Source organism: Streptomyces sp. B6B3, assembly GCF_039871525.1.
Lineage (GTDB): Bacteria > Actinomycetota > Actinomycetes > Streptomycetales > Streptomycetaceae > Streptomyces.
In genome coordinates this window covers 133,993-155,567 of record NZ_JBDPLU010000010.1, presented here as the reverse complement: position 1 = coordinate 155,567, position 21,575 = coordinate 133,993, and the positions used below count along the sequence as shown (strand labels likewise).

At 74.6% G+C, this 21,575-nt stretch carries 17 protein-coding genes and 1 pseudogene; 11 read left to right on the top strand and 7 right to left on the bottom strand.

The window, feature by feature from the left end; genetic code table 11:
* Window positions 1–52: 52 nt before the first annotated feature.
* Window positions 53–1,064: pseudogene (locus ABGB06_RS21650) on the top strand (IS5 family transposase).
* Between the two features lie 246 nt (window positions 1,065–1,310).
* Here ABGB06_RS21650 and ABGB06_RS21645 read toward each other — a convergent pair.
* On the bottom strand, window positions 1,311–2,090 hold the full coding sequence (locus ABGB06_RS21645; RefSeq protein ID WP_347591855.1) for an SDR family oxidoreductase: 780 nt from the start codon (window positions 2,088–2,090) through the stop codon (window positions 1,311–1,313).
* Window positions 2,091–2,193: 103 nt separating this feature from the next.
* Here ABGB06_RS21645 and ABGB06_RS21640 point away from each other — a divergent pair, with 103 nt between their 5' ends.
* Entirely contained in the window at window positions 2,194–3,081 is an 888-nt protein-coding gene (locus tag ABGB06_RS21640) for a sigma-70 family RNA polymerase sigma factor (protein WP_347591853.1), read from the top strand.
* Window positions 3,082–3,107: 26 nt separating this feature from the next.
* Here the strand turns inward: ABGB06_RS21640 and ABGB06_RS21635 are convergent, their stop codons facing one another.
* Both ABGB06_RS21635 and ABGB06_RS21630 read right to left on the bottom strand, forming a co-directional pair.
* Window positions 3,108–3,485 (bottom strand): hypothetical protein, encoded by a 378-nt coding sequence (locus tag ABGB06_RS21635; protein ID WP_347591851.1) that lies wholly within the window; start codon window positions 3,483–3,485, stop codon window positions 3,108–3,110.
* A 374-nt stretch (window positions 3,486–3,859) separates the two neighbouring features.
* Window positions 3,860–5,173 (bottom strand): MFS transporter, encoded by a 1,314-nt coding sequence (locus ABGB06_RS21630; protein WP_347591850.1) that lies wholly within the window; start codon window positions 5,171–5,173, stop codon window positions 3,860–3,862.
* A 100-nt stretch (window positions 5,174–5,273) separates the two neighbouring features.
* Between ABGB06_RS21630 and ABGB06_RS21625 the strand changes: the two genes are divergently transcribed.
* The 5 genes from ABGB06_RS21625 (at window position 5,274) to ABGB06_RS21605 (ending at window position 10,240) form a co-directional block, all read left to right on the top strand.
* On the top strand, window positions 5,274–5,993 hold the full coding sequence (locus tag ABGB06_RS21625; RefSeq protein ID WP_347591849.1) for a CGNR zinc finger domain-containing protein: 720 nt from the start codon (window positions 5,274–5,276) through the stop codon (window positions 5,991–5,993).
* Between the two features lie 138 nt (window positions 5,994–6,131).
* Window positions 6,132–6,437, top strand: coding sequence for an acyl carrier protein (locus ABGB06_RS21620; RefSeq protein ID WP_347591848.1), 306 nt, complete (start codon window positions 6,132–6,134; stop codon window positions 6,435–6,437).
* Window positions 6,421–7,746 (top strand): TrpB-like pyridoxal phosphate-dependent enzyme, encoded by a 1,326-nt coding sequence (locus tag ABGB06_RS21615; RefSeq protein ID WP_347591847.1) that lies wholly within the window; start codon window positions 6,421–6,423, stop codon window positions 7,744–7,746. Before ABGB06_RS21620 ends, ABGB06_RS21615 begins: the two co-directional genes overlap by 17 nt.
* 84 nt (window positions 7,747–7,830) lie before the next feature.
* Window positions 7,831–9,060: an ATP-grasp domain-containing protein gene (locus tag ABGB06_RS21610; protein WP_347591845.1), complete on the top strand. Its 1,230-nt coding sequence runs from the start codon at window positions 7,831–7,833 to the stop codon at window positions 9,058–9,060.
* Window positions 9,047–10,240 (top strand): GNAT family N-acetyltransferase, encoded by a 1,194-nt coding sequence (locus ABGB06_RS21605; protein ID WP_347591843.1) that lies wholly within the window; start codon window positions 9,047–9,049, stop codon window positions 10,238–10,240. The genes ABGB06_RS21610 and ABGB06_RS21605 overlap by 14 nt, the downstream gene beginning before the upstream one ends.
* A 7-nt stretch (window positions 10,241–10,247) precedes the next feature.
* Here the strand turns inward: ABGB06_RS21605 and ABGB06_RS21600 are convergent, their stop codons facing one another.
* Complete coding sequence (locus tag ABGB06_RS21600) at window positions 10,248–11,087, bottom strand: phytanoyl-CoA dioxygenase family protein (RefSeq protein WP_347591841.1); 840 nt, start codon at window positions 11,085–11,087, stop codon at window positions 10,248–10,250.
* 216 nt (window positions 11,088–11,303) lie between these two features.
* Between ABGB06_RS21600 and ABGB06_RS21595 the strand changes: the two genes are divergently transcribed.
* Both ABGB06_RS21595 and ABGB06_RS21590 read left to right on the top strand, forming a co-directional pair.
* Window positions 11,304–12,428: a glycosyltransferase family 2 protein gene (locus ABGB06_RS21595; protein WP_347591839.1), complete on the top strand. Its 1,125-nt coding sequence runs from the start codon at window positions 11,304–11,306 to the stop codon at window positions 12,426–12,428.
* Window positions 12,429–12,524: 96 nt separating this feature from the next.
* Window positions 12,525–13,937, top strand: coding sequence for a condensation domain-containing protein (locus ABGB06_RS21590; protein ID WP_347591837.1), 1,413 nt, complete (start codon window positions 12,525–12,527; stop codon window positions 13,935–13,937).
* A 57-nt stretch (window positions 13,938–13,994) separates the two neighbouring features.
* Here ABGB06_RS21590 and ABGB06_RS21585 read toward each other — a convergent pair whose 3' ends face one another.
* The 3 genes from ABGB06_RS21585 to ABGB06_RS21575 all read right to left on the bottom strand — a co-directional run bounded on the left by ABGB06_RS21585 (window position 13,995) and on the right by ABGB06_RS21575 (window position 17,828).
* On the bottom strand, window positions 13,995–15,464 hold the full coding sequence (locus tag ABGB06_RS21585) for a methyltransferase (RefSeq protein WP_347591836.1): 1,470 nt from the start codon (window positions 15,462–15,464) through the stop codon (window positions 13,995–13,997).
* A gap of 70 nt (window positions 15,465–15,534) precedes the next feature.
* Window positions 15,535–16,374 carry an alpha/beta hydrolase gene (locus ABGB06_RS21580; RefSeq protein ID WP_347591834.1) on the bottom strand — a complete coding sequence of 280 codons (840 nt, stop codon included), beginning with the start codon at window positions 16,372–16,374 and terminating at the stop codon, window positions 15,535–15,537.
* 80 nt (window positions 16,375–16,454) lie between these two features.
* On the bottom strand, window positions 16,455–17,828 hold the full coding sequence (locus ABGB06_RS21575) for a Gfo/Idh/MocA family oxidoreductase (protein WP_347591832.1): 1,374 nt from the start codon (window positions 17,826–17,828) through the stop codon (window positions 16,455–16,457).
* Between the two features lie 423 nt (window positions 17,829–18,251).
* Here ABGB06_RS21575 and ABGB06_RS21570 point away from each other — a divergent pair, with 423 nt between their 5' ends.
* Window positions 18,252–19,760, top strand: a complete 1,509-nt coding sequence (locus ABGB06_RS21570) for an arylsulfotransferase family protein (RefSeq protein WP_347591830.1) — start codon at window positions 18,252–18,254, stop codon at window positions 19,758–19,760.
* A gap of 470 nt (window positions 19,761–20,230) precedes the next feature.
* Entirely contained in the window at window positions 20,231–21,568 is a 1,338-nt protein-coding gene (locus tag ABGB06_RS21565) for an arylsulfotransferase family protein (protein ID WP_347591828.1), read from the top strand.
* Window positions 21,569–21,575: the final 7 nt, after the last annotated feature.

Genomic DNA, 21,575 nt, shown 5'->3' with positions numbered 1-21,575 from the left:
CCGCGGCACGGTCCTCGGCGTTCTATGGCCTGTGGGGGTCGTGATCATTCGGTTGGTAGAACACTCGTGTGGCGAGGCGGAACTGAGCGATGACGAATGGGCGTTGGTGGGGCCGCTGCTCCCGATAGGCACCTACGGCCCCTATCCGCACCGGCTGCGGGATCACTTCGAGGGCGTGATCTGGAGGTTTCGCTCCGAAGCCCAGTGGCGGGAGGTCCCGGAGGAGTTCGGGAACTGGTCCACGGTCTACGACCGGTTCCGCCAGTGGCGCGACGCGGGCGTCTTCCAGGCCCTGATGGAGGCGGTGATCGCTGAGGCCGCACGGCGGGACCAGGTGGACCTTTCCCTGGTCAGCGTCGACTCCACCACAGCGAGAGCGCATCACGACGCGGCCGGCATGAGGGTGGACGCCAAGACGCTGGCAGCGCTGGAGAAGGCACTGACGGAGGAAAGGGGGCCGCGGCAAGGAACAAAAGGATCAATATGCCGCAGAACCTGGCGATGCTGCCGAAACCGCCCGCCGGGACGAGCGCCGACGCCTGCACCAACGACGCCGGGCACGGCTGAAAACAGCCGCCCTGGGCCGCTCACGCGGCGGGCTGACCAGCAAGGTCCACGTGGCAGCCGACCGCCGCTGCCGCCCACTGGCCTTCACCCTCACCCCGGGGCAGGCCGCCGACAGTCCCCAGTTCGTCCCGGTCCTGGCCAAGCTCCGGGTCCGCGGCCGGGCCGGCCGCCCCCGCCCCGACGCGGTGGCTGGCGACAAGGCATACTCCTCCCGCGCCAACCGCGCCCACCTGCGCGAACGCGGCATCAAGGCCGTCATCCCGGAGAAGAAGGACCAGGCGGCCAACCGGAAGAAGAGGGGACGGCGCGGCGGACGGCCGGTCACCCACGATGCGGACCTGTACAAGGACCGCAACACCGTCGAACGCCTGATCAACAAGCTCAAAGCGTGGCGCGGGATCGCCGCCCGGTACGACAAGACGCCGGACAGCTACCTCGCCGCCCTCCACCTCCGCGGCACCGTCATCTGGCTTCACAGCCTCCAACCGACACCTTGATCGCGACTCCCCACAGGCCCTAGAGCGAAGCGCGACCATCGCGACGGTGCGGCTGCACGCCGTTCGCCGCTGACCGCAGGGCCGGTACCGGCTGCCCGGGAGAGGCCGCGGGGGCCGGGCGGCGCGGCGGGGAGATCGTGCGCGTTCAGTCCCACCAGACGGGACTCCTCGCGCACGAGGTCGCCGGCTGCCGTCCCGACGCGCCCAGCGTCCCGCAGACCGTCCGGCGCGCCCGCCGGACGGGCCTCAGGCCCGCCGGGCCACGGGCCGGTCCAGCCGTTCGGCCAGGAAGTCCTCCCAGGTGCGGCCGGACCTCTCGGCGTTGGGCGAGAGGTTCTCGCCCGCCCGGTACGCCTTGCCCACCCGGCCGGGGATGCGCACCGGCAGCAGGGGGCGCCGCCGGTCGCGGGCCCGCAGGTAGCCGCGGCTCAGCTCGGCCATGTCGTACACCTTCGGCCCGGCCAGGTCGGGCACCAGGCCGGCCGGTTCGCCCAGGGTGAGCGCGGCGAGCCGGTTCGCCACCGCGGCCGCGTCGACCGGTTCGAAGCGGAGGCCGCCGGGTGCAGGGACCAGCGGCAGCCGGGTCATCTTCCCCACCATGGTCAGCACCAGGTCGTGGAACTGGGCGGCGCGCAGCACCGTCCACGGCACGCCGGAGTCGACGACGGCCCGCTCGGCGCCCAGCTTGGACCGGAACCAGCCCAGCGGCATGCGGTCCGCGCCGATCACGGAGATGTGCACCAGGTGCCGCACGTCGGCCCGCGCCGCCGCGCGTACCAGGGTGCGGGCCGCCGCGTCGTCGCCCTTGGGGCCGCCCGCCAGGTGCAGGACGGTCTCGACGCCGGCGACCGCGGCCTCGATCCCCTCGCCGGTGGCCAGGTCGCCGGTGACGTACGTCATGCCGTCCTCGGACGGGTGCGGGCGTCGGCTCAGCACCCGCAGTTCCCGACCGGCGTCCCGCAGCAGCGGCGTGACGTGCCGCCCCAGGGTGCCGGTGCCGCCGGTGACCAGAATGGATGGTGTCATGGTTGTGCTCCTGAGCTGTTCGGCCCGGGTGGGCTTCGCCGTCACACCCGCCGGATGCGAGGTGTCTGCTCCTGTGACCCCCGGCGAACGAGGAATGTGACCGATGGACGAGCCCGGCCGGCTGAGCCGACGTTTCGAGGAGGAACGGGGCCGCCTCCAGGCCATGGCGTACCGGATGCTCGGCTCGCTCGCCGAGGCCGAGGACGCGGTGCAGGAGACCTGGCTGCGGCTCAGCCGCGCCGACACCTCCGAGGTGCGGAGCCTCGGCGCCTGGCTGACCACGGTGCTGTCGCGGGTGTGCCTGAACATGCTGCGCACGCGCGCGACGCGGCGCGAGGAGTTCCTCGACGCGGCGCCGGAGCCGGTGGCGGAGTGGGCGGAGGGCGCCGATCCCGAGGAGGAGGCGGTGCTGGCCGACTCCGTCGGGCTGGCGCTGCTGGTGGTCCTCGACGCGCTGACGCCGGCCGAGCGGCTCGCCTTCGTGCTGCACGACATGTTCGCCGTGCCGTTCGACGAGATCGGCCCGATGATCGAGCGCTCTCCCGCGGCCGCGCGGCAGCTCGCGAGCCGCGCCCGCCGCCGGGTCAGGGGCGGCTCCCCGCTGCCGGACGCCGACCTGGGACGGCAGCGCCGCGTCGTGGACGCCTTCCTGGCCGCCTCCCGCGGCGGGGACTTCGAGGCGCTGGTCACGCTGCTCCACCCCGACGTGGTGCTGCACGCCGACGCGGCGGCCGGCCCCAGCCCCAGGCCGGTCGACATCAGCGGCGCCCGGCGCGTCGCCCAGGGCTCGCTGGCGGCCAGGGCCCGGCTCCCGTTCACCCGGCCGGCGCTGGTCAACGGTTCGGTCGGCCTGGTCACGGCCCCGCACGGGCGGCTCTTCGTGGCGCTCGTCTTCAGCTACGACGAGGCCGGGGAGCGGATCACCGCGATCGACGTGGTCGCCGACCCGGATCGCCTGTCCGACCTCCAACTCGCGGTGCTCGACGCGTGAGGCCTCGCGCCCCGGGCCGCGGCGGCTCAGCGTCCCGGGCCGGCCGCGTACCGCGTCCGGGCGAGCAGCAACGCCGTGCCGGCCACCGTGCCGGCGACCGCGCCGGCGGCCAGGAAGCCGCGGGAGGAGCGCCAGGAGAGCACCGACCACCGCGACTGCGCCGACAGCAGCGATCCGACGCTGAGCCAGGAGCCGGTGGACAGCAGCGACAGGGCCGACCCGATCGAGCCGACCGACAGCGTGCTGCCGACCGAGCCGACGGAGAGCGCGGAGCCGACGGAGCCCACCGACAGCACGGACCCCGTGGAGCCGACGGACAGCACCGAGTCCTGTGACCAGAGCGACAGAACGGAGCCATGGCCGGCGCGGCGGCGCCCGCCCGGCTTGGACGACAAGCTACCCATCCCCCCATCCTGCCCCCGCCCCCACCCGGCGGCACCTCGCCGACGCGGCGCGCCGGAGCGGCCGGGCGCTGGTGGTGCGGGGCGTCGGCCGCGGGCGGGACGCGGGTGCTGCGCGGCGTCGGATTCGAGTCGGAGGCGGGGTTGGCCTTCGGCGCGCTGCACCAGCTGCTGTTCCCGCATCTGGACCGGCTCGACGGGCTGCCGGCCCCGCGGGCCGCCGCGCCGCGGGCGGCAGGCGCGTGCGGGCTCGCTCGACCTCTCGCCCCGGATCATCGCCGCGCTCGGCGCGCTGCCGGTGGCCGGCGACGAGGCGCCGGCGAGGGCGCTCTCCCCGATCCCGGGGCGCGCGCCTCGTCGCGTCGGGCCGGCGGGCGTCAGCCGGTCTTGCCCGGTTCGGCCGGGACGTCGGCGGGTGCGGCGGGGCCGGCCGGGGCGAACGGCCCGGGATCCTCCTCGGGCAGCGGCTGTTCCCGCAGCCGGCGCAGCGGGGAGAAGACGACGACGAGCGGGGCCAGCAGGCAGCCCACGGCGCACACGAACAGAGTCGGCCGGAGGCCGACGCCCGAGCCGAGCGCGCCGGCGACCAGGGCGCCGACCGCGCCCGAGCCGTAGACGATGAACCGCTGGCTGGCCGTCACCCGGCCGGCCAGATGGTCGGGGGTGACGACCTGGCGCAGGCTCCACTGGTGGATGTTGGCCACCGTGTCGGTGAGCGCCCCGAGCGCCCGCCCGGCGGCGAGCACGGCGACCACCACCAGCGCGGGCCCGCCCGCCAGCGGGACCATCAGGAGGGCGAACCCGGCCAGGATCCAGCCGCCGATGATGGCCCGGCCGATGCCGAACCGGGCGCCGGCCCAGCGGGCCAGCAGCGCGCCGGGGATCGCGCCCACGCCGCCGCAGGCGAAGACGAGGCCGATGGTCAGCGGGTTGAGCCCGAGCTCCCGGGTGGCGTAGAGCACGTAGATCGCCAGCAGGCCGCTCTCGAAGAAGCTCGCCACCGCGCCCTCCAGGATGATCGGCCGGAGCAGGCGGTGCCGGAACAGGGCGCGCAGCCCCTGGGCGAGGGACCGGCGCACCGAAACGGCGGCCTGGCCGTCGCCCGGCGGGTCCTCGGGCTTGCGGATGGACCGCAGCAGGACGGCCGAGACGAGGAACGAGACGGCGTCCAGGATGACCGCGCCGGTGGCGGACAGGAACTGGATGAGGACGCCGCCCAGTCCGGGACCCGCCGACGCGGAGGCCGAATGGCTGATCTGCAGCCGGCTGTTGCCCTCGGTCAGCCGCGCGCGGCCCACCAGCGTCGGGACGTAGGCGTAGTGCGCGACCTCCGAGAGGACGGAACAGGTGCCGACGCCGAAGGCGACCACGCACAGCTGCGCGTACGCCGGCCCGCCGAACGGCGCGGACAGCGGCAGCGTGAGCAGCAGCGCCGCCGCGGCGACGTCGGCCCCGACCAGCACCGGCAGGCGCCGGACCCGGTCCACGAAGACCCCGGCCGGCAGGCTGCACAGCAGGAACGGCAGCTGCCCGGCGAAGGCCAGGAGGCCCATCTCGAACGCGGACACGTCCAGGGTCACCACGGCGATCAGGGGCAGCGCCAGAACGGTGATCTCCGATCCCATCAGCGAGATGCTCAGCGCGGACCACAGCCTCCGGAAGTCCCTGCCGAGTGCGGCTTCTCCGGTCATCGACCCCTCCCTTACCCTCATTCAGCAGAAAGACAGTAAGATTTGAAGGCCTGACACCCTAGCAGTCGCACCTACATCCGGCCGGGCTCCCAGAGGAACGATGAACGGCTCCGAGAAGCGGACGACCGCGAACAAGCAGACCCGCGGACAGGGACGGACGCCGGACTTCCCGCGGCTGCTCGGCGAGCGGCTGTGCCTGCACTTCGTCAACACCGTCGAGGCGCCCGCAACCGACCACCCCGCCGACTTCCTCCCGGGCTACGCCGACCTGGTGCGTTGGAGCTGGCACGCCGACACGCTGCCGCGGGAGGCGGTCGATCCGCTGCTGCGCGCCGCCGCGGCCCGCCCCGCCGAGGCGGCGGCGGTGCTGAGCCGGGCGCGGGCGCTGCGCGCCGCCTGCGACGGCGTGTTCCGCGCGGTCGCCGGAGCGCGCACGCCCGCGGCGCGGGACCTCGCGGCCATCCACGTCGAGTACGTCACCGCCCTCGGCCACGCCCGGCTGGCCCCCGCGAACGGCGGCTTCGCCTGGACCTGGCCGGCCGCCCCCGACACCACCGGATCCGCCGACGCCATCGAATCCGCCGACGTCCTCGACGGACCGCTGTGGCCGGTGGCCCGTTCGGCGGTCGAGCTGCTCACCGACGCGGATCTCCGGCGCGTCAAGGAGTGCCCCGGCGCCGGGGACTGCGGCTGGCTCTTCTACGACACCAGCCGGAGCCGCACCCGGCAGTGGTGCAGCATGGAGGGGTGCGGCAGCCGGCTGAAGATGCGCCGGCACCACGCCCGCCACGGCTCCCGGCCGCGTCCGCCGCGCGGCTGACGCGCCCAGCCGCCGCCGGATCAGCCGTATCACCGGTGTAGCGGCCATGTAATCCGGATCCGGAGGATGCCACACGCGTGCGTTCCGGCACGTGTCCCTGGTGTCGCCCGGTCCGGGCGACCGGCGGAGAGGGGAAGCGTGAACGGCAATCAGGATCTCCTTCAGGTCGTCCTCGACGTCCTGCGGTCCGAGGGCCATCTGCCCGCGGACCTCCCGGCGACGCCGGAGACCCCACTGTCCGGCGAGGAGGCGGACCTCACCTCCCTGGATCTGCTCCGGGTCCTGGTCACCCTGGAGGAGGTGCTCGACATCGAACTCGACGACGCGGCCATCATGAACGCCCACTTCGCGACCGTCGGCGACCTCGTCGAGGTGGTCGGCCGGCCCGCCCACCGGGTGGCGACGAGCGTAGGAGGGCAGCCGGGTGGTGACGACGCTCCCTGACGCCTGGTTCAACGCCCTGTCCGGGCTCGGCGCCGAGCTGCCCAGGGACCTGCCCTCCCCCGCGGCCCGTGGCGGGCACGTGGCGGCCCGGGTGCCGCTGCACCTCATCCGGCAGGAGACCAGCCGCCGGCCCCGGATCCCCATCCCCGCCGAGGTGCTGCGGCGTTACCGCGCCTGGCGCCCCACCCCGTTGGCCCGCGCCCGCGGCTTCGAACGGGCGCTGGGCACCCGCAGCCGGATCTACTACAAGTACGAGGGCGGCAACGTCAGCGGCAGCCACAAGCTGAACACCGCGATCGCGCAGGCGTTCTACTACCGGGCCGCCGGCGCCACCCGGCTCACCGTGGGCACCGGGGCCGGCCAGTGGGGCACCGCCGTCGCCGCCGCGTGCGCCATGTTCGGGCTGGCCTGCCGGGTCTACATGGTCCGGGCCAGCTACCTGGCGAAGCCGCACCGGAAGACCATGATGGAGATGCTGGGGGCGGAGGCGATCCCCAGCCCCAGCCCGCGCACCGAGTCCGGGGCGCGCGCCCTGCGGGACGATCCGGGGTCGGGCGGCTCGCTGTCCCTCGCCATGGCGGAGGCCCTGGAGGACACGGCCGAGTCGGGGACGTACTTCTGCACCGGCAGCGGCGAGACGTACTCCCTGCTGCACCAGACCGTGATCGGCCTGGAGGCGCGGGAGCGGATGGCGCAGCTCGGCGACCCGCCCGACGTCGTGGTGGGATCCCTGGGCGGCGGCAGCAACTTCGGCGGCCTCGCGCTGCCGTTCCTCGACGCCGGCCGGGACGGCGGCCCGGCGGCGCGGCTGGTGTCGGTCGAGTCCACCGCGGTGCCCAAGCTCACCCGCGGCCGGTACGCGTACGACTACACCGACGCGGCGGGGCTCGGGCCGACCCAGAAGATGTACACGCTGGGCCACGCCTTCGCGCCGCCCGACCTGCACGCCGGCGGGCTGCGGTACCACGGCACGTCCAAGCTGGTGAGCCTGCTCTACCACCGGAAGGCCATCGAGGCGGTCGCCTACCCGCAGCGCGCGGTGTTCGGCAGCGCCCGGGCGTTCTGCGCCGCCGAGGGCCTGGTGCCCGCGCCGGAGAGCGCCCACGCCCTGCACGGCGCCGCCGAGGAGGCGCGCCGGGCGGACGCGGCGGGGCTGAGCCGGTCGATCCTGGTCGGGCTGAGCGGACACGGCCTGTTCGACATGGCGGCCTACCAGGCGTACGCCGACGGCTCGATGACCGACGCGACGGCCACCGAGCGGCAGATCCGGGACGCGCTCGACCGGCTCCCGCCGCAGCCCGACGACTGACGGACCGACGGATCGGCGGCCCGCGCACCCCGGCGGATACCGGCGGCGTACCGGGGACGTATCCGGCGCGCCCACGCTGAGGCCATGTCACGACTTCTGGTGGTGGGCGCGGGACCGATGCGCGCCGCGGCGTTCGCCGAATGGCGCGCCATGGGGCTGTCGGTGGTGCTCGCCGACGGCTGGTCGGCCTCCCGGTACGAGCATCTGGTCGACGAGTTCGAACCGCTGGACCCGCGCGACGGGTCCGCCGACCTGGCGGCCGTCACCCGGCTGGCCCGCGGCTGCGACGGGCTGGTCACGCTGTCCGACGACTGCCAGGAGACCGCCGCGGCGGTGGCCGCTACCCTCGGGCTGCCCGGCGTCGGCCGGGCGGCCGCGGCCACCGCCCGGTCGAAGGGCCGGCAGCGGGAGCTCTGCGAACGGGCCGGGATGTGGGTGCCGCGCTGGCGGACCGTCCGCGAACCCGCCGATCTGCGGGCGTACTTCGCCGACGGCGACCGGGCCGCGGTGCTCAAGCCCGTCGACTCCGCCGGCAGCGCCGGGGTGCTCCGGGTCGGCACGCTGCGGGAGGCGCTGCGGGAATGGCCGGTGGTCCGGTCGCTCTCGCCGTCGCGCACCGCGGTCGTCGAGGACTTCATCACCGGCCGCGAGGTCTGCGTGGAGGCCGTGGTGAGCGACGGCGAGCCGGTCTTCGTGTCGGTCACCGACAAGCAGGTCCGCGGCCCGCACGGGTTCGTCGTCGTCGCCCTCGGCGTGGCGGCCCGGCAGCCGGACCGCGCGGCCGCCACCCGCTTCGTGCGGCGGCTGGTCGCGGCCGTCGGCCTGGAACAGGGCGTGGTGCACGCCGAGTGCAAGGTGGACGGGGACCGGTGGGGCATGGTGGAAGCCGGCTTCCGGCCGGGCGGCGACCTGATCCCCGACCTCACCGCCCGCGCGACCGGCGTCCACGTCTACCGGGAGCTCGCCCGCGTCGCCCTCGGCGAGCGGCCCTCGGGCGCGCCAACCGGCGGCCGGACCGCGGCGTTCACCGCCGTCCGCTTCCTCGTCGGCGGCGGCCAGGTGCGCCGCCTCGTGCCGCCGGCCCTGGCCCTGACCGGGCTGCCGGACGTGCGCATCGTCAACCAGCTGTTCGCGCCTGGGCAGCGGGTGCGCCTGCCGATGAGCAACCACGGCCGGGCCGGCTACGCCGTCGGCTGGGGCCGGGACTGGGCGGCGCTGGACGACCAGCTGCGCCGGGCGCTGGTCCGGCTCGGCACGGAGATGGGCCTGGCCGTCGCCGACCCGGAGGTGACGGCGAGCCATGCCGCCGCGTGACGCCGCCGGCCCCGCCGGCCCGCTGAGGGTCGCCGTCGTCGAATCGTTGGCCGAGGTGCCCCGGGAGCGGTGGAACGCGCTGGTGGGGCCCGACGACTTCTACCAGTCACACGAGTGGCTGACCGCGGTGGAACGGGACCGCACCGCGCGGTGCCACTACCTGCTCGCCAGGATCGGCGACCGGCTGGCCGGCGCGCTGCCGGTCTACCAGGTCGCCTTCGAGGGCAGCCCGCCCTACCGGCCCGCGCGGCTGCGGGCGCTGCTCGGCGTCCCGGGCGACCATCTGGTCGCCGGGGCGCGGCGCTGCTACCGCGGCACCGTGCTACTGGCCCCCTGGCTTCCCGACCCGGCGGCGGACCGGGTGACCGCCGCGCTGCTGCGGGCCGCGCTGGACCTGGCCGCCGCGCGGGGGCGCGCCGGAGTGGTGCTGCCGTTCCTGCCGACGTCCGCCGTGGCACGCATCGGCCGGGTGCTGCCGGTCACCGTCGCGTTCGACACCCCGGAGGCGGTGCTGCCCGGGATCGGCGGCGGCCTTCCTGACTATCTGCGCGCGCTGCCCGGCAAGCGCCGGTACACGGCGAGGAGGGAGATCGCGCGCTACGACGCCGCCGGCTGGCACACCCGGACGGAGCGGCTCGCCGACTGCCTGCCCGAGGCGGCCCGGCTGGTGAGCCTGGTCGAACGGCGGCACGGCCGGAACACGCCGGACATCCTGCTGCTGCGGCTCTTCCGGCGCCAGGCCGAGGCCACGGACCACCGGGCCGTCGTGCTCAGTTGCCGCGACGACCGGGGCGCCATGGTGGCCTGCTCGATCAACTACGCCTGGCGCGGCACGCTCTACAACCGCGCCGTCGGCCTCGACCCGGACCGGCTGCGGGACGCGTTCGAGTACTTCAACCTGCTCGTCTACCGCGCGGTCGACCACGCCGGGGACCACGGCCTGAACCGGCTGCACCTGAGCGTCGAGCCGTCGCACGCCAAGCTCCAGCGCGGCGCGGTGCTCGCCCCGCTGTGGACCGCGGTGGTCGGCGGCCCGACCGCCGGGCGCCGACCCGGGGTGCGGGTGGTGGGTCCCGACCCGATGGAGAGCTGGGCCGAACCGCGGCGGAGCTTCCCGCACGCGTTCCCCGCCGCCCGCTGGGCCCCACCCGGGCCGGGGCGCCCGTCGGTCGCCGGCTGAACGGCCGTCAGCCGACGCCGGGCGTCCCGGCGGGGGCGAGGCGGCCGCGCCACGACGCGGGACGCAGCGGCGTGGCGTCCCGGGAGGCGAGGAACTCCGGCCGGCCGGCACCCGGCGCGACGGGCACGTTGGCCGCGGCGTTGTAGCTGAAGATGGCCATCCTCCGGTCGATCGGGGACATGTTCACCCCGGAACCGTGGACGATCTGCGAGTCGAACAGCAGGACGGAGCCGGCGGGACCGACCGCCGAGGCGATGCCCGACGCCGCGGAGAGCGCCACCAGGTCCGCCACCCGCACCGTGTACTTGAGGTCGGCGGCCAGATGGCTGTCCCAGAAGCTGCCGTCCGCCTCGTCCGCCCGCCGTTCCGAGGCCAGCAGCCCGCGGCGGTGCGAGCCCGGCACCAGCAGCAGCGGCCCGTTGATGTCCGTCGCCGCGTCGAGCAGCACCGCCAGGTTCACCACGCGCGGCGCCGGCATCCCGTCCTCCTCGTGCCAGAAGACGTAGTCCTGGTGCCACTGCCAGACGTCGCCGTCCAGCGCCCGTTTGGCGTTGATCTTGGACTGGTGGATGTAGAGGTCGTCGGTGCCGACGATCTGCTGCGCCGGGCGCAGCATCCGCGGATCCCGGACCAGGCCGGCGAAAACGTCGGAGGAGGCGTGGCAGCCGTGCACGGCCCGCACGGTGACGCCGTCGCGCTCGACGGTCCGGGCGGGCGAGTCCTCCGCGTAGAGTGCCTCGGCGGCGGCCACCAGCGCGGCCACCTCCTCGGCGTCGAACACCCCCTTCCTGAGCAGGAATCCGTCCGCCGCGTACTGGTCCAGCTCGTCTTTGGAAAGCTCTCCCATCACGAACCGCCTCCATCCGTCGTCTCGTTGGGGTCCGTGGGTCGGAAGAACACTGGTGCCGCCGGGTACGCGGCGCATACCCGTCCCCTATGCCAGCCGGGCTCCGGACAACGGCCCGGGCCCGGGGGGCGTATCGCCGGTGTACGCCCGGGCGGCAGGGTCGGGGCATGCTCACGAATCCCTCCCTGACCGCCAGGACGACCGTGGGAGCCCGCCGTGACCGATGAGTCGCGCGGCGCCGGGCCCTCGGCGGAGCCGCGGCGCGGCCTGTCGGTGATCATCCCGGTCCGGGGCCGGGTCGACCTGCTGCGCCGCCAGCTGGAAACGCTCCGCACGGCCGTCGAGCACTGCCCGGAGCCCGCCGAGATCATCGTGGTCGACGACTCCCCGCCCGACGACGCCCGGCGGCACCGCGCGAACTGCGCCGCGTTCGGCGCCCGTTACCTGCGCGGCCCGCGCCACGTCGGGGCGAAGCGCAACCTCGGCGCCCGGCACGCGCGGTACGACCTGCTGGTGTTCGCCGACTCCGACCAGCGCAGCCCGGCCGACCTGCTGGAGCGGTACGCCACCGGGCTGCGCCGCGCCCCCGCCGAGGTCGGGGCGGTCACCGGACCGCTCAGCACCGAACAGGGCGACTCGGCCACCTTCCGCATCATGCGGCGCTCCTACCTGCTGCTCGGCGACCACGAGGACGCCCTGCGCTACCGCCGGATGTCCTGGTGCCTCGGCGGCAACACCGCCATCCGACGCGAGGTGTTCGCCGAGGTGGGCGGCTTCCCCGAGGACTCCCCCAGCCCGCTCGGCGGCGAGGACGTGCATCTGGGCCTGAAGCTGACCGGGGCCGGCTACGTGATCCTCTGCGACCCGGACGCCCGGGTCATCCACGACGCCGCCGTGGCCCAGACCCTGCGGTCCGTGTGCTACCGCTTCGTCACCTACGGCCGCTCCGAACAGTGGCTGTGCGCCCGGCACGCGGACCGGCAGGAGTTCCGGCTGAACGCGGTGAGCGCGCTCGCCGTCACGGCGGTGGCCGGGCTGGCCGGCGCCCGCCGGTCGCGCGGTCGCAGCCTGCTGGCCCTGCCGCTGACGGCGGCGGCCCTGGTCGGCGGTCGCGCGCTGCGCCGCGCCGGGCCCGACCGTTCGCCGCGGGCCGTGGCGGACTCCGTCGCCCAGTCGCTGCTGGAACTGGTCTTCGACGGTTCGGCGTTCGTCACGGCGCTCCGGATGGGCCGGCCCGACCTGCTGTTCGCCGGTTTCCGGCCGCCCACCGACGAGACGCACCGCCGGGCCCCCGACGAGGCGTTGCCGCTCTGGGGACCGGCCAAGCCGGCCGGCGGATGACGGCCGACCCGCCTCACCGCGCCCTCGTCCCAACAGCCGCCCGTCCGCACAGCCGCCCTCGGTCCGCCCGGGCCGCCGACACCCGCAGGGAATCCGATGGCCACAGATGCCGAACTGCCGCTGGCCCCCAGCCAGGAGACGCTGTGGGAGTTCATGACGGCGCTGACGCCGCACGACCCGAGCGCCGCCCGGCTGCTGGTGGTCGACTGCCGGATGATCCACGGCCGGCTCGACCCCGCTACCTTCCGCGCCGCCCTGGACGACGTGACGCGGCGCCACGAGGCGCTCCGGATGGTGTTCACCCGGCTGGGGCCCGAACCGGCCGTGCGGATCAGGCACCGGGCGGCGGCCCCGTTGCGGCTCGTCGACCTGACCGGGCGCCCGCCGCACGAGCAGGACGTCGGGATCGACCGCCTGGTGTTCCGGGAACGCACCCGCACGTTCGACCTGCTCGCCGGGCCGCTGTGGCACGCCAACCTCGTCCGCCTGGCGCCGGAGCGGCACCTGCTGACCCTCAGCTTCTTCCATCTCGTCTCCGACGGCTGGTCCTGCCGGGTGCTGGTCGAGGACCTGCTGGCGGCCTACGGCGCCCGGCTCGCCGGCCGCCCGGTCGAGGCCCCGCCGGCGCCCACGTTCCGCGAGATCAGCGCGATGCAGCGGGAACGCATCGCCGACCGGCCCGACCGGCTGGCGTACTGGCGCCGCGAACTGAGGCTCCCCGAGCGCTACCTGCGGTTCCCGGCCCGCACTCCGGATCCTGACACCGACCTGACGGCCGAGACCTACCACCCGTTCACGCTCCGCGCCGAGACCGCCGACGGGGTGCGGCAGCGCGCCTGGCGCCTGCGGACCACGCCGTACATCCTCCTCATGGCGGCCTTCCACATCCTGCTGGCGCTGCGCACCGGCGCCGAGCGGGTCACCGTCGGCACCACCACCTCCGGCCGCGAGACCGTCGCGTCCCGCCGCGCCGTCTGCCAGTTCACCAACAACGTGTACGTGCCCGCGACGGTGCGGCCGACCGACCCGCTCGCCGACGTGGTGCGCGCCGTGCACGCCGCGACGGTGGGCGCGACGGAACACGTCTCGTCCTTCCTCTCCCTGGCCCGCGCGGTGTATCCCGGCCTCGCCGCCGACCGGCCGTGGCCGGACAACCACCTCTTCGACGCCTGGCTGCAGTCCGCCGCCGCCGACCGGGACCCGCTGGAGGCCGCCGGGCTGCGGGTCGAGCAGCCGTTCGTCGAGGGCGGCCCCGACCCGGACGCCGCGCCCGTGCTGCGCGCGGCCGACGTCCCCGCGGCCCAGCTGCCGACCTGGATCAAGAAGGGCTCGCCGATCGTGGTGATCGACGACGACCGGCGCGGCGGCGGCCTGATCTGCAACCGGTGCCTCTTCCCCACCGAGCAGGTCGCGGGTCTGGTCACCGACCTGCTCTCGACCGTCGAGGCGATCGTGCGGGATCCGGGCACCCGGGTCGCCGCCCTCCCCGCCGCCGCGCCCGGTCGCTGACCGGCGGCTGACGGGCGGCTGACGGGCGGGGAGGCGGGAAGGGGAAGGGGAGCGAGATCAGTCCAGCAGGGCCGCCGCCGCGGCGTCGTCCCGGCCCCGCCGGAACGCGAGATCCACGTGGCCCGGATGGGCGCCCGGCGCGACGGCGGCGCCGTACCCGTGCGCGTGGCCGAGCCGCCAGGCGTGCTCCGGGTCGAGCTCCGCGACCGGGACCAGCCGCCGGCGCAGCTCCCCCATGGTCTCCCCCTCGGGCGCCGTGGCCAGGGCGGCGGCCAGCCGGGCGGCGCCGAACGACCGCTCGTCGGGCACGTCCCGCACCACCAGGTCCGCCGGGCCGCGCCGCAGCGCGGCGGCGAGGGCGGCGGCGACCGGGCCCGTCCGGTGCGGGCCGGCCCACGGCAGCCGCTCCGGTTCCGGGGCCGCCGGCGGACCCTCGGGCACGACGAGGGCGTCGTAGCGGAAGCGGTTCATCTCCGTCGGATGGACGCCGCGCCGCACCTGGACCCGGCAGCCGGCGCCCGGCCAGAGGTCCCGCACGATGCGGGTCAGCCGCCGCGGGCCCAGCAGCAGGGAGTTGTCCAGCGTCATGGAGCGTTCGACGGCCCGGTGCACCCGCGCCGCGCGCGCGTCGTCCGGCGCGTCCGCCGCCACCAGGGAGGCGTGCAGGGCGCCGTGCAGGTCCGCGTTGCGCACGTCACCGACGAAGATCGCCCCACCGGGGGCGAGCAGCCCGGCCAGCGAGGCCAGCACCCGGGTCAGGTGGTCGGCGTCCGGGAAGTACTGGACCACCGAGTTGAGCACGATCAGGTCGAACTCGCCGCCGACCGCGGCGGCGGCCTCGTGCGCCGCCGCCCTGAGCACCTCGGTACCGGCGTGCCGGGGCGACGTCGCGACACGGGCGCGCACCCGCCCGACGGCCTCCGCGGAGAAGTCGACGCCGACGTACCTGCTGCGCTCGGGCGCCAGGGCGAAGAGGATCAGCCCGGTGCCGCAGCCGACGTCCAGCACGCGGTCCCCCGGCAGGGCGCGGAGGCGGGCGACGGTGGCGTCCACCCACTCCCGCATCGGCGCCTCGGGAAGCGCGGCGAGGGTCCGCTTGTCCAGCCAGCCGGCGGTGTTGAACTCGTCGTCCAGCGCCGGGCTGGAGAAGCGGTAGGTGGTGTCCCAGAAGTCCCGCCAGAAGTCCGCCTCGGCCCGTGGCGCGCCGCCGTCCCCCGCGCCGGCCGTCGTCGCGGTCGCGCTCCCGGTCGCGGCCGGTGGGGCCGACACCCCGGATCTCCGGAGGGCGAGGGCGAGGCGGGCCGGGGTCCGCTCCCGGAACAGCCGCCCGACCGTGAGGCTCGTGCCGAGCCACTGGTTGAGCAGCGTGACGACGCCGAGGGCGGTGCGCATGTCGGTGCACAGGTCGTTGATGTCGTCGTCCGGGCCGACGTCCGGCAGGCGCAGGACGTCCGCGCAGACGGTGGTCACCGCGCGGGTGAGGGCCCGGAGTGACTCGGTCTCGTTCGCCTCGCTCCGCTCCAGCATGGGCAGCATGCTCGCCGCGGCGCGTACATCGCCGGTACACGGGCCGTCCCCGGCCCGTTCCCGGCGCGGGTCAGGTCAGGTGCGGCGCCACGGTGTCCACGAAACGGTCCGGGTCGTCGAGCCACGGGAAGTGCCCGCCGCCGGGCTGCACGGCCAGGGTGGCGTCCTTGAACAGCGCGGCGTACTCCGTCACCGCGGGCGGCGGCGCCGCGACGTCGACCGCTCCGGCCAGCACGAACACCGGGCCGGCGAACCGGCCGAGCGCCGCGCGGATGGCCGGCGGGTCGTAGGCTCCCTCGGCGCCGAAGACGGCCGCGGCCTCCTCGTTCCGCCGGCCGTCCTGCGCGGCCAGGTGGGCCCGCGCGGCGGCGTCCCAGCGGCCGTAGGAGAGCGGGGCGACAGCCCGGACGGCGTCCTCGGTCACCCGTCCGGCGGCGAGCTCGCCCAACGCCGCGAACGCCTCGTCGAACCACGGCTCGCCGCGCCGCAGTTCCGCCGTCTCGCGCCGGACCTCCCCGGGGATGACGATGCCGACGGCGAAGACGCTCGGCGTGATCAGCGCCAGCCGGCCGACGCGTTCCGGATGGCGGGCGACGTACGACGCGGCCAGGTTCGCGCCGGCGCAGTGCGCGAGCAGGTCGAGCCGGTCGAGGCCGAGATGCTCGCGCAGCGCCTCCACGTCGTCGACCAGCCGATCGCAGCGGTAGCTTGCCGGGTCGTCGGGGACGGCCGACCGGCCGGTGCCGCGCGGGTCCGGCACGACCAACCGCCGGTGCGCGGACAGGCCGCCGAGGTCGCCGAGGTAGCCGGGGTCCTGCATCGGCCCGCCGGCGAGGCAGACCAGCGGCGCGCCGGCTCCCGACACCCGGTAGGAGAGCGTGGTGCCGTCGTGCGCGGAGAAGGTGGGCATGGGATCCGACCCTGGCAGCGTCGCCCGGGCGGGGCAACCGAGTTCTTCGGCGCCCCGACCGGGCGGTGGCCGTCCGGCGGCTAGCCGGGAGCGGACCCCAGGTCCAGGTCGGCGATCAGGACCGGGAGGCCGGTGGCGAGGGAGCGGTTGCCGGCGATGCCGACGGAGACCGCGTGCAGGCCGTCGACGACGTTCGCCGCCCGGCCCAGCGGGTCGTCGCTGACGCCGCGGAACAGCGCGCGGCCCAGTGCCGCGTCGCCGCCGCCGTGCCCGCCGGTGCCCTTGGGGATGGGAACCTCCCTGGCCACCTCCCAGTGCGGCTGGAAGAGCAGGCGCTCGACGGCCCGCCGGGCCCCCTCCGTCGCGGCGGCGTCGCCGGTGGCGCTCGGGTCGACGACGACCGGGCGGCTCGCCTCGGTCCGGACCGCGGAACGCTCCACCACCTCGAGCTCGGCGCGGCCGGCCGTGCCGTTGATCGCCACCCGGTAGCCCTCCCACGGGCTGTGCGCGTTCAGCGCGTAGCTCATCGACGCGCCGCCGGCGTAGTCGACGACGAGGGACAGGTTGTCCTCGATCGTGATGCCCTCGGTGAAGACGTCCTGGTCGCGGAGGTAGCCGTCGTGCTGCTCGGCCTCCAGGTAGAGGCGTCGGTTGACGTCGTCGGCGCGGAGGTCCAGCAGGAACGGGTCGGTGCCGGCTCCCGGCGCGCCGGTGCCACGGGCCGGGCGTTCGCCCCGCCCGTCGCGCGCGGCGTTCTCCGCCCCGTAGAAGCGCAGCCCGCCGGAGGCGTAGACCCGGCGCGGCACGTCGTTGATCCACCAGTTGACCAGGTCGAAGTGGTGCGACGCCTTGTGCACCAGCAGGCCGCCCGAGTTCGCCTTGTCGCGGTGCCAGCGGCGGAAGTAGTCCGCACCGTGCGCGGTGTCGAGCACCCACTCGAACTGCACGCTGGTGACGTGGCCCAGGGCGCCCGAGGCGATCAGCTCGCGCAGCGCCGAGTTCCGTGGTGAGTAGCGGTAGTTGAAGGTGACGACGACCTCGCGTCCGGAGGTCGCCATCGCCTCGGTGATCCGACGCGTTCCCTCGGCGTCGATCGTCAGCGGCTTCTCGACGATCACGTCCGCGCCCGCGAGCAGCACCCGCGCGACGACGTCGGCATGCGTGTGGTCGGGCGAGGTGACGATCACCCGCTCGACGGAGCGCTCGCTGATCATGCGCTCGATCTCGCCGCCCGCGTACCGGGCCGGCAGTTGCTCCTCGGCCACGCCGAGTTCGCGCAGCGACTCCAGGTGGAAGTCCAGTCGGGTCGGGTTCGGGTCGAGCAGCGCGACGAGTTCCGTCATGTCCGGATGGTCGAGGACGAGGGCGCGCAGGTAGCTGCGCGCCCTGCTTCCGGTGCCGACCAGCGCGTAGCGCGTGCGCCGGCCGCCCGTCGGATCCGTCGAAGTCGGCATGGTGGTGCTGGTCCCTTCGCAACGATCGCAGGTGGGGGGCGCTAAGCCCTGTCCGGCGGATCTTCGCGGGCCCGCGCCGACCCACCGGACAGGACCTAGGCGGCCCGCGCCAACCCTATGAGGTGGGCACCCCGCATGGAAAGCGCTTTCCATTTGTTTGCGTAACCACCGCCGGTGTCGGCCTCCCGGGCGGCGCGGAACTCCCGTGCCCGCCGCGCCTGCTGCGCCCCGACCCGAACTTACGGAATCCTCACAGGACCATGCGCATGCTCGTTCCGCGACATGCGAAAGCCTTACCACGCGGCGACGCCGCGTGACACGAACGGGGCGACGGGTCCCCAGGTCGAGGAGGAGACGTCCGTGCAGCAGCGAGGACGGAATTCACGAGGCGATGCCGATGGCCTCACAGCACGCCGGCGGACGGTGCTGGTCGGCGCGTTAGCGGCGGGCACGCCGCTCGTCGCGTCGGGACGGGCGGTCGCGGCCGGACGGACCGCCGGACAGGCCGAGGCGCCGGCCGCCGCACCAACCGCCGCCGAGACCACGGCGGAGCCCGTCTACCGGTCGCGCCCCGACATCGTCGCCGCGGTGTTGACCACCACGCGCACCGGCCGGGAGGACCCGGGACTGCTGCTGAGCACGCCCAGCGGCAGCCGGAGCGCGCCACCCTCGGAGGCCGCCGCGTCCGACGACGGCGACGAGCCGCCGGAGGAGCCGCCGAGCCCTCGGGGCGCGGCCATCTACGACAACGACGGCGAACTCGTGTGGTGGTACCCCGGGCAGCACGGTGTCATCTCGCCCATCACCTTCCGCGGCAGGCCGGCGCTGAGCATGTTCTCGAACGGCCAGGGCATCGTGCTGGACGCGTCCTACCAGGAGATCGCCTCGTTCACGATCGTCGGACTCACCGCGGACGCGCACGAGTTCACGATCAGCCCGGACAGCTCCCGGGTGCTGCACCTGTCCTACCTGCCCGTGCCCTACGACCTGAGTCCCTACGGCGGGTCCGTCGACGGGGTGGTCGTCACCTCGATCATCCAGGAGCAGGACGCGACGACCGGCGAGGTCACCTGGGAGTGGGACGCCCTCGACCACATCCCGCTCACCGAGACGCACCAGACCATCCAGAACGGCGTGCACTTCGTGCACACGAACTCGCTCAAGTACGACCACGACGGCAACATCCTGATGAGCGGGAAGGAGACCAGCACGATCTACAAGATCGACCGGTCCAGCGGCGAGATCATCTGGCGGTTCGGCGGCAAGGCCAGCGACTTCACCTTCGCCGATCCCGAGAGCATGCCCAGCAGCCAACACGACGCGCTGCGCCTGGCGGACGGCCGCCTGTCGGTGTTCGACAACGGCAACCACCGCGACCCCCAGTACTCGCGCGGCGCGGTCTGGTCCCTCGACGAGACCACCATGACCGCCACGCTGGACGAGGATCTCCAGCCGGACGAGCCCGTGTTCTCGCCGAGCGGGGGCAGCAACCAGATGACGGACTCGGGCAGCCACCTGGTCGCCTACGGCATCACCTCGCGGATCGTGGAGTTCCTGGACGGCGAGCCGGTGTTCACCGCGAACTTCGAGGACGGCAGGCAGAGCTACCGGGTGCGGCGCGCCGGCTGGAAGGGCACCCCGGCCGTGCCGCCGGACGTCGCCTGGACCGTGCCGGACGCGGCGGGCCGCCGCACCTTCTACGTCAGCTGGAACGGCGCCACCGAGGTCCGGTGCTGGCGCATCGAGGCCCGCGTCCCGCTCCTCGGCTACGTGCCCCTGGACACCGTCCGCAGGACCGGCTTCGAGACCGCGGCCACGGTCACCGCGCCGCGGAAGGCGACGCGTTACCGGATCAGGGCGCTGGACCGGCACGGCCACGTCCTCGGCACCCGGGAGATCACCGAGGAGGACACGCCCCCGCTGCCCGAATGAGGCCGCCGCCCTCCGACGAACGACCCCGACGCACCGCCCCGACGCCGCACCGGCGCGTCGGGGCGGCCGGGTTTTCTGAGCGGTCGCGGCACGCGGTCGCACGCGGCCTGGGATACCTGAGAATATGATGAGGATGCCCGTTTCTTAAGCGGTCTCTCATTTCCCCGTGCGCATCCTCTTTCCCGGAACAGCCGACCGGTTTTTGTTCACACGGCGAAATCACCCGGCACTATCCGGGCTCGCCGCCCGGGAGAGAAGGGATCCCCATGCAGCAACGAGGACGTATGGCACGAGGCGGCGGGAGCGGCGGTCCCCGTCGGCGCGCGGTTCTGGCCGGCGCCTTAGCCGTTGGCGCGCCGCTCGTCGCGCCCGTACCCGCGTTCGGCGCGCAGACCACGGCTGGGACCACGGCTGGGACCGCGGCCGGGCGGACCCTCCACGGGACGCGCGCGACCGACGCCCCGACGCCGGTGCTCACGACGACGCGGACCGGTCGGGAGGGCGACGGCTTCCTGCTCACCACGCCCCTCGAGGGCATCGTCATCCGGCCGACGGCGTCGGGTGGCTACCAGCTGCTGGAGGACGAGGTCACGTTCCACGGCGCGGTCATCTACGACAACGACGGGGAACCGGTGTGGATCGCCGAGGGCGACCACATGGCCCTCGCGCCCCTGACCTTCCGGGGCAGGCCGGCCCTGAGCGTGTACTCCGGCGGCGCGTTCGTCGTGCTGGACTCGTCCTACACCCGGGTGGCGTCCTTCGCCGTGGCCGGCCACCAGACCGACATGCACGACTTCGCGACGAGCCCCGACGGGTCCCGGGTGCTGCTGCTGGCCTACCAGCACGTCACCATGGACCTGAGCGCGCACGGCGGACCGGCCGAGGCCGCGGTGGTGGGTGCGCTGCTGCAGGAACAGGACACCGCCACCGGCCGGGTCACCTTCGAGTGGAACTCCTTCGACCACATACCGGTCACCGAGTCGGAACTGCCGCTGGACAGGGCGGAGCCACTGGACTACCTGCACGTCAACTCCCTGGCCTACGACCGGGACGGCACCATCCTGGTCAGCGGGAGGCACACCAGCACCGTCTACCGGATCGACCGGACCAGCGGCGGGATCGTCTGGCGGTTCGGCGGCAGGGCCAGCGACTTCGCCTTCGCCGACGCCGCCGACATGCCGAGCTTCCAGCACGACGCCCGGCGGCTGCCGGACGGGCGACTCTCGGTCTTCGACAACGGCAACAGCCGCGACCCGCAGCACTCGCGCGGCGCGGTCTGGACCCTCGACGAGAAGCGGATGACCGCCCGGCTGGACGAGGACCTCCGGCCCGCCGAACCCGTCTTCGGCGAGGCCATGGGCAACAACCAGGAGACGGAGCGCGGCGGCCGTCTCGTCTCCTACGGAAGCTCCTCGACGATGGTGGAGTTCCGCGACGGCGAACCCGTGTTCACCGGCAGCTTCGAGCAGGGCACCGTCACCTACCGGACGCTGCGCGCCGACTGGAAGGGGATGCCGGCCACGCCGCCCGACATGGCCTGGACCGACCCGGACGCCGCCGGCCGCCGCACCTTCCACCTGTCATGGAACGGCGCCACGGAGGTGCGCCACTGGCGCATCGAGGCCCGCGTACCGCGTCAGGGCTTCGTCCCCCTGGACACCGTCCGCAGGACCGGCTTCGAGACCACCGCCACCGTCAGGTGCCCCGGGGACGCGACCGCGTACCGCGTCAGGGCGCTGGACCGGCGCGGTCACGTCCTCGGCACCCGCGAGTTCACCGAGGCGGACGCCCCGACGCTCCCCGGCTAGCCGCCGA

What these genes read in the sequence shown, in the direction of transcription:
- ABGB06_RS21600 (WP_347591841.1), bottom strand. Translation starts at nt 11,087, where the DNA reads ATGGGAGAGCTTTCCAAAGACGAGCTGGACCAGTACGCGGCGGACGGA.
- ABGB06_RS21625 (WP_347591849.1), top strand. Translation starts at nt 5,274, where the DNA reads ATGAACGGCTCCGAGAAGCGGACGACCGCGAACAAGCAGACCCGCGGA.
- ABGB06_RS21645 (WP_347591855.1), bottom strand. Translation starts at nt 2,090, where the DNA reads ATGACACCATCCATTCTGGTCACCGGCGGCACCGGCACCCTGGGGCGG.
- ABGB06_RS21590 (WP_347591837.1), top strand. Translation starts at nt 12,525, where the DNA reads ATGGCCACAGATGCCGAACTGCCGCTGGCCCCCAGCCAGGAGACGCTG.
- ABGB06_RS21580 (WP_347591834.1), bottom strand. Translation starts at nt 16,374, where the DNA reads ATGCCCACCTTCTCCGCGCACGACGGCACCACGCTCTCCTACCGGGTG.
- ABGB06_RS21640 (WP_347591853.1), top strand. Translation starts at nt 2,194, where the DNA reads ATGGACGAGCCCGGCCGGCTGAGCCGACGTTTCGAGGAGGAACGGGGC.
- ABGB06_RS21605 (WP_347591843.1), top strand. Translation starts at nt 9,047, where the DNA reads ATGCCGCCGCGTGACGCCGCCGGCCCCGCCGGCCCGCTGAGGGTCGCC.
- ABGB06_RS21610 (WP_347591845.1), top strand. Translation starts at nt 7,831, where the DNA reads ATGTCACGACTTCTGGTGGTGGGCGCGGGACCGATGCGCGCCGCGGCG.
- ABGB06_RS21630 (WP_347591850.1), bottom strand. Translation starts at nt 5,173, where the DNA reads ATGACCGGAGAAGCCGCACTCGGCAGGGACTTCCGGAGGCTGTGGTCC.
- ABGB06_RS21585 (WP_347591836.1), bottom strand. Translation starts at nt 15,464, where the DNA reads ATGCTGGAGCGGAGCGAGGCGAACGAGACCGAGTCACTCCGGGCCCTC.
- ABGB06_RS21635 (WP_347591851.1), bottom strand. Translation starts at nt 3,485, where the DNA reads ATGGGTAGCTTGTCGTCCAAGCCGGGCGGGCGCCGCCGCGCCGGCCAT.
- ABGB06_RS21575 (WP_347591832.1), bottom strand. Translation starts at nt 17,828, where the DNA reads ATGCCGACTTCGACGGATCCGACGGGCGGCCGGCGCACGCGCTACGCG.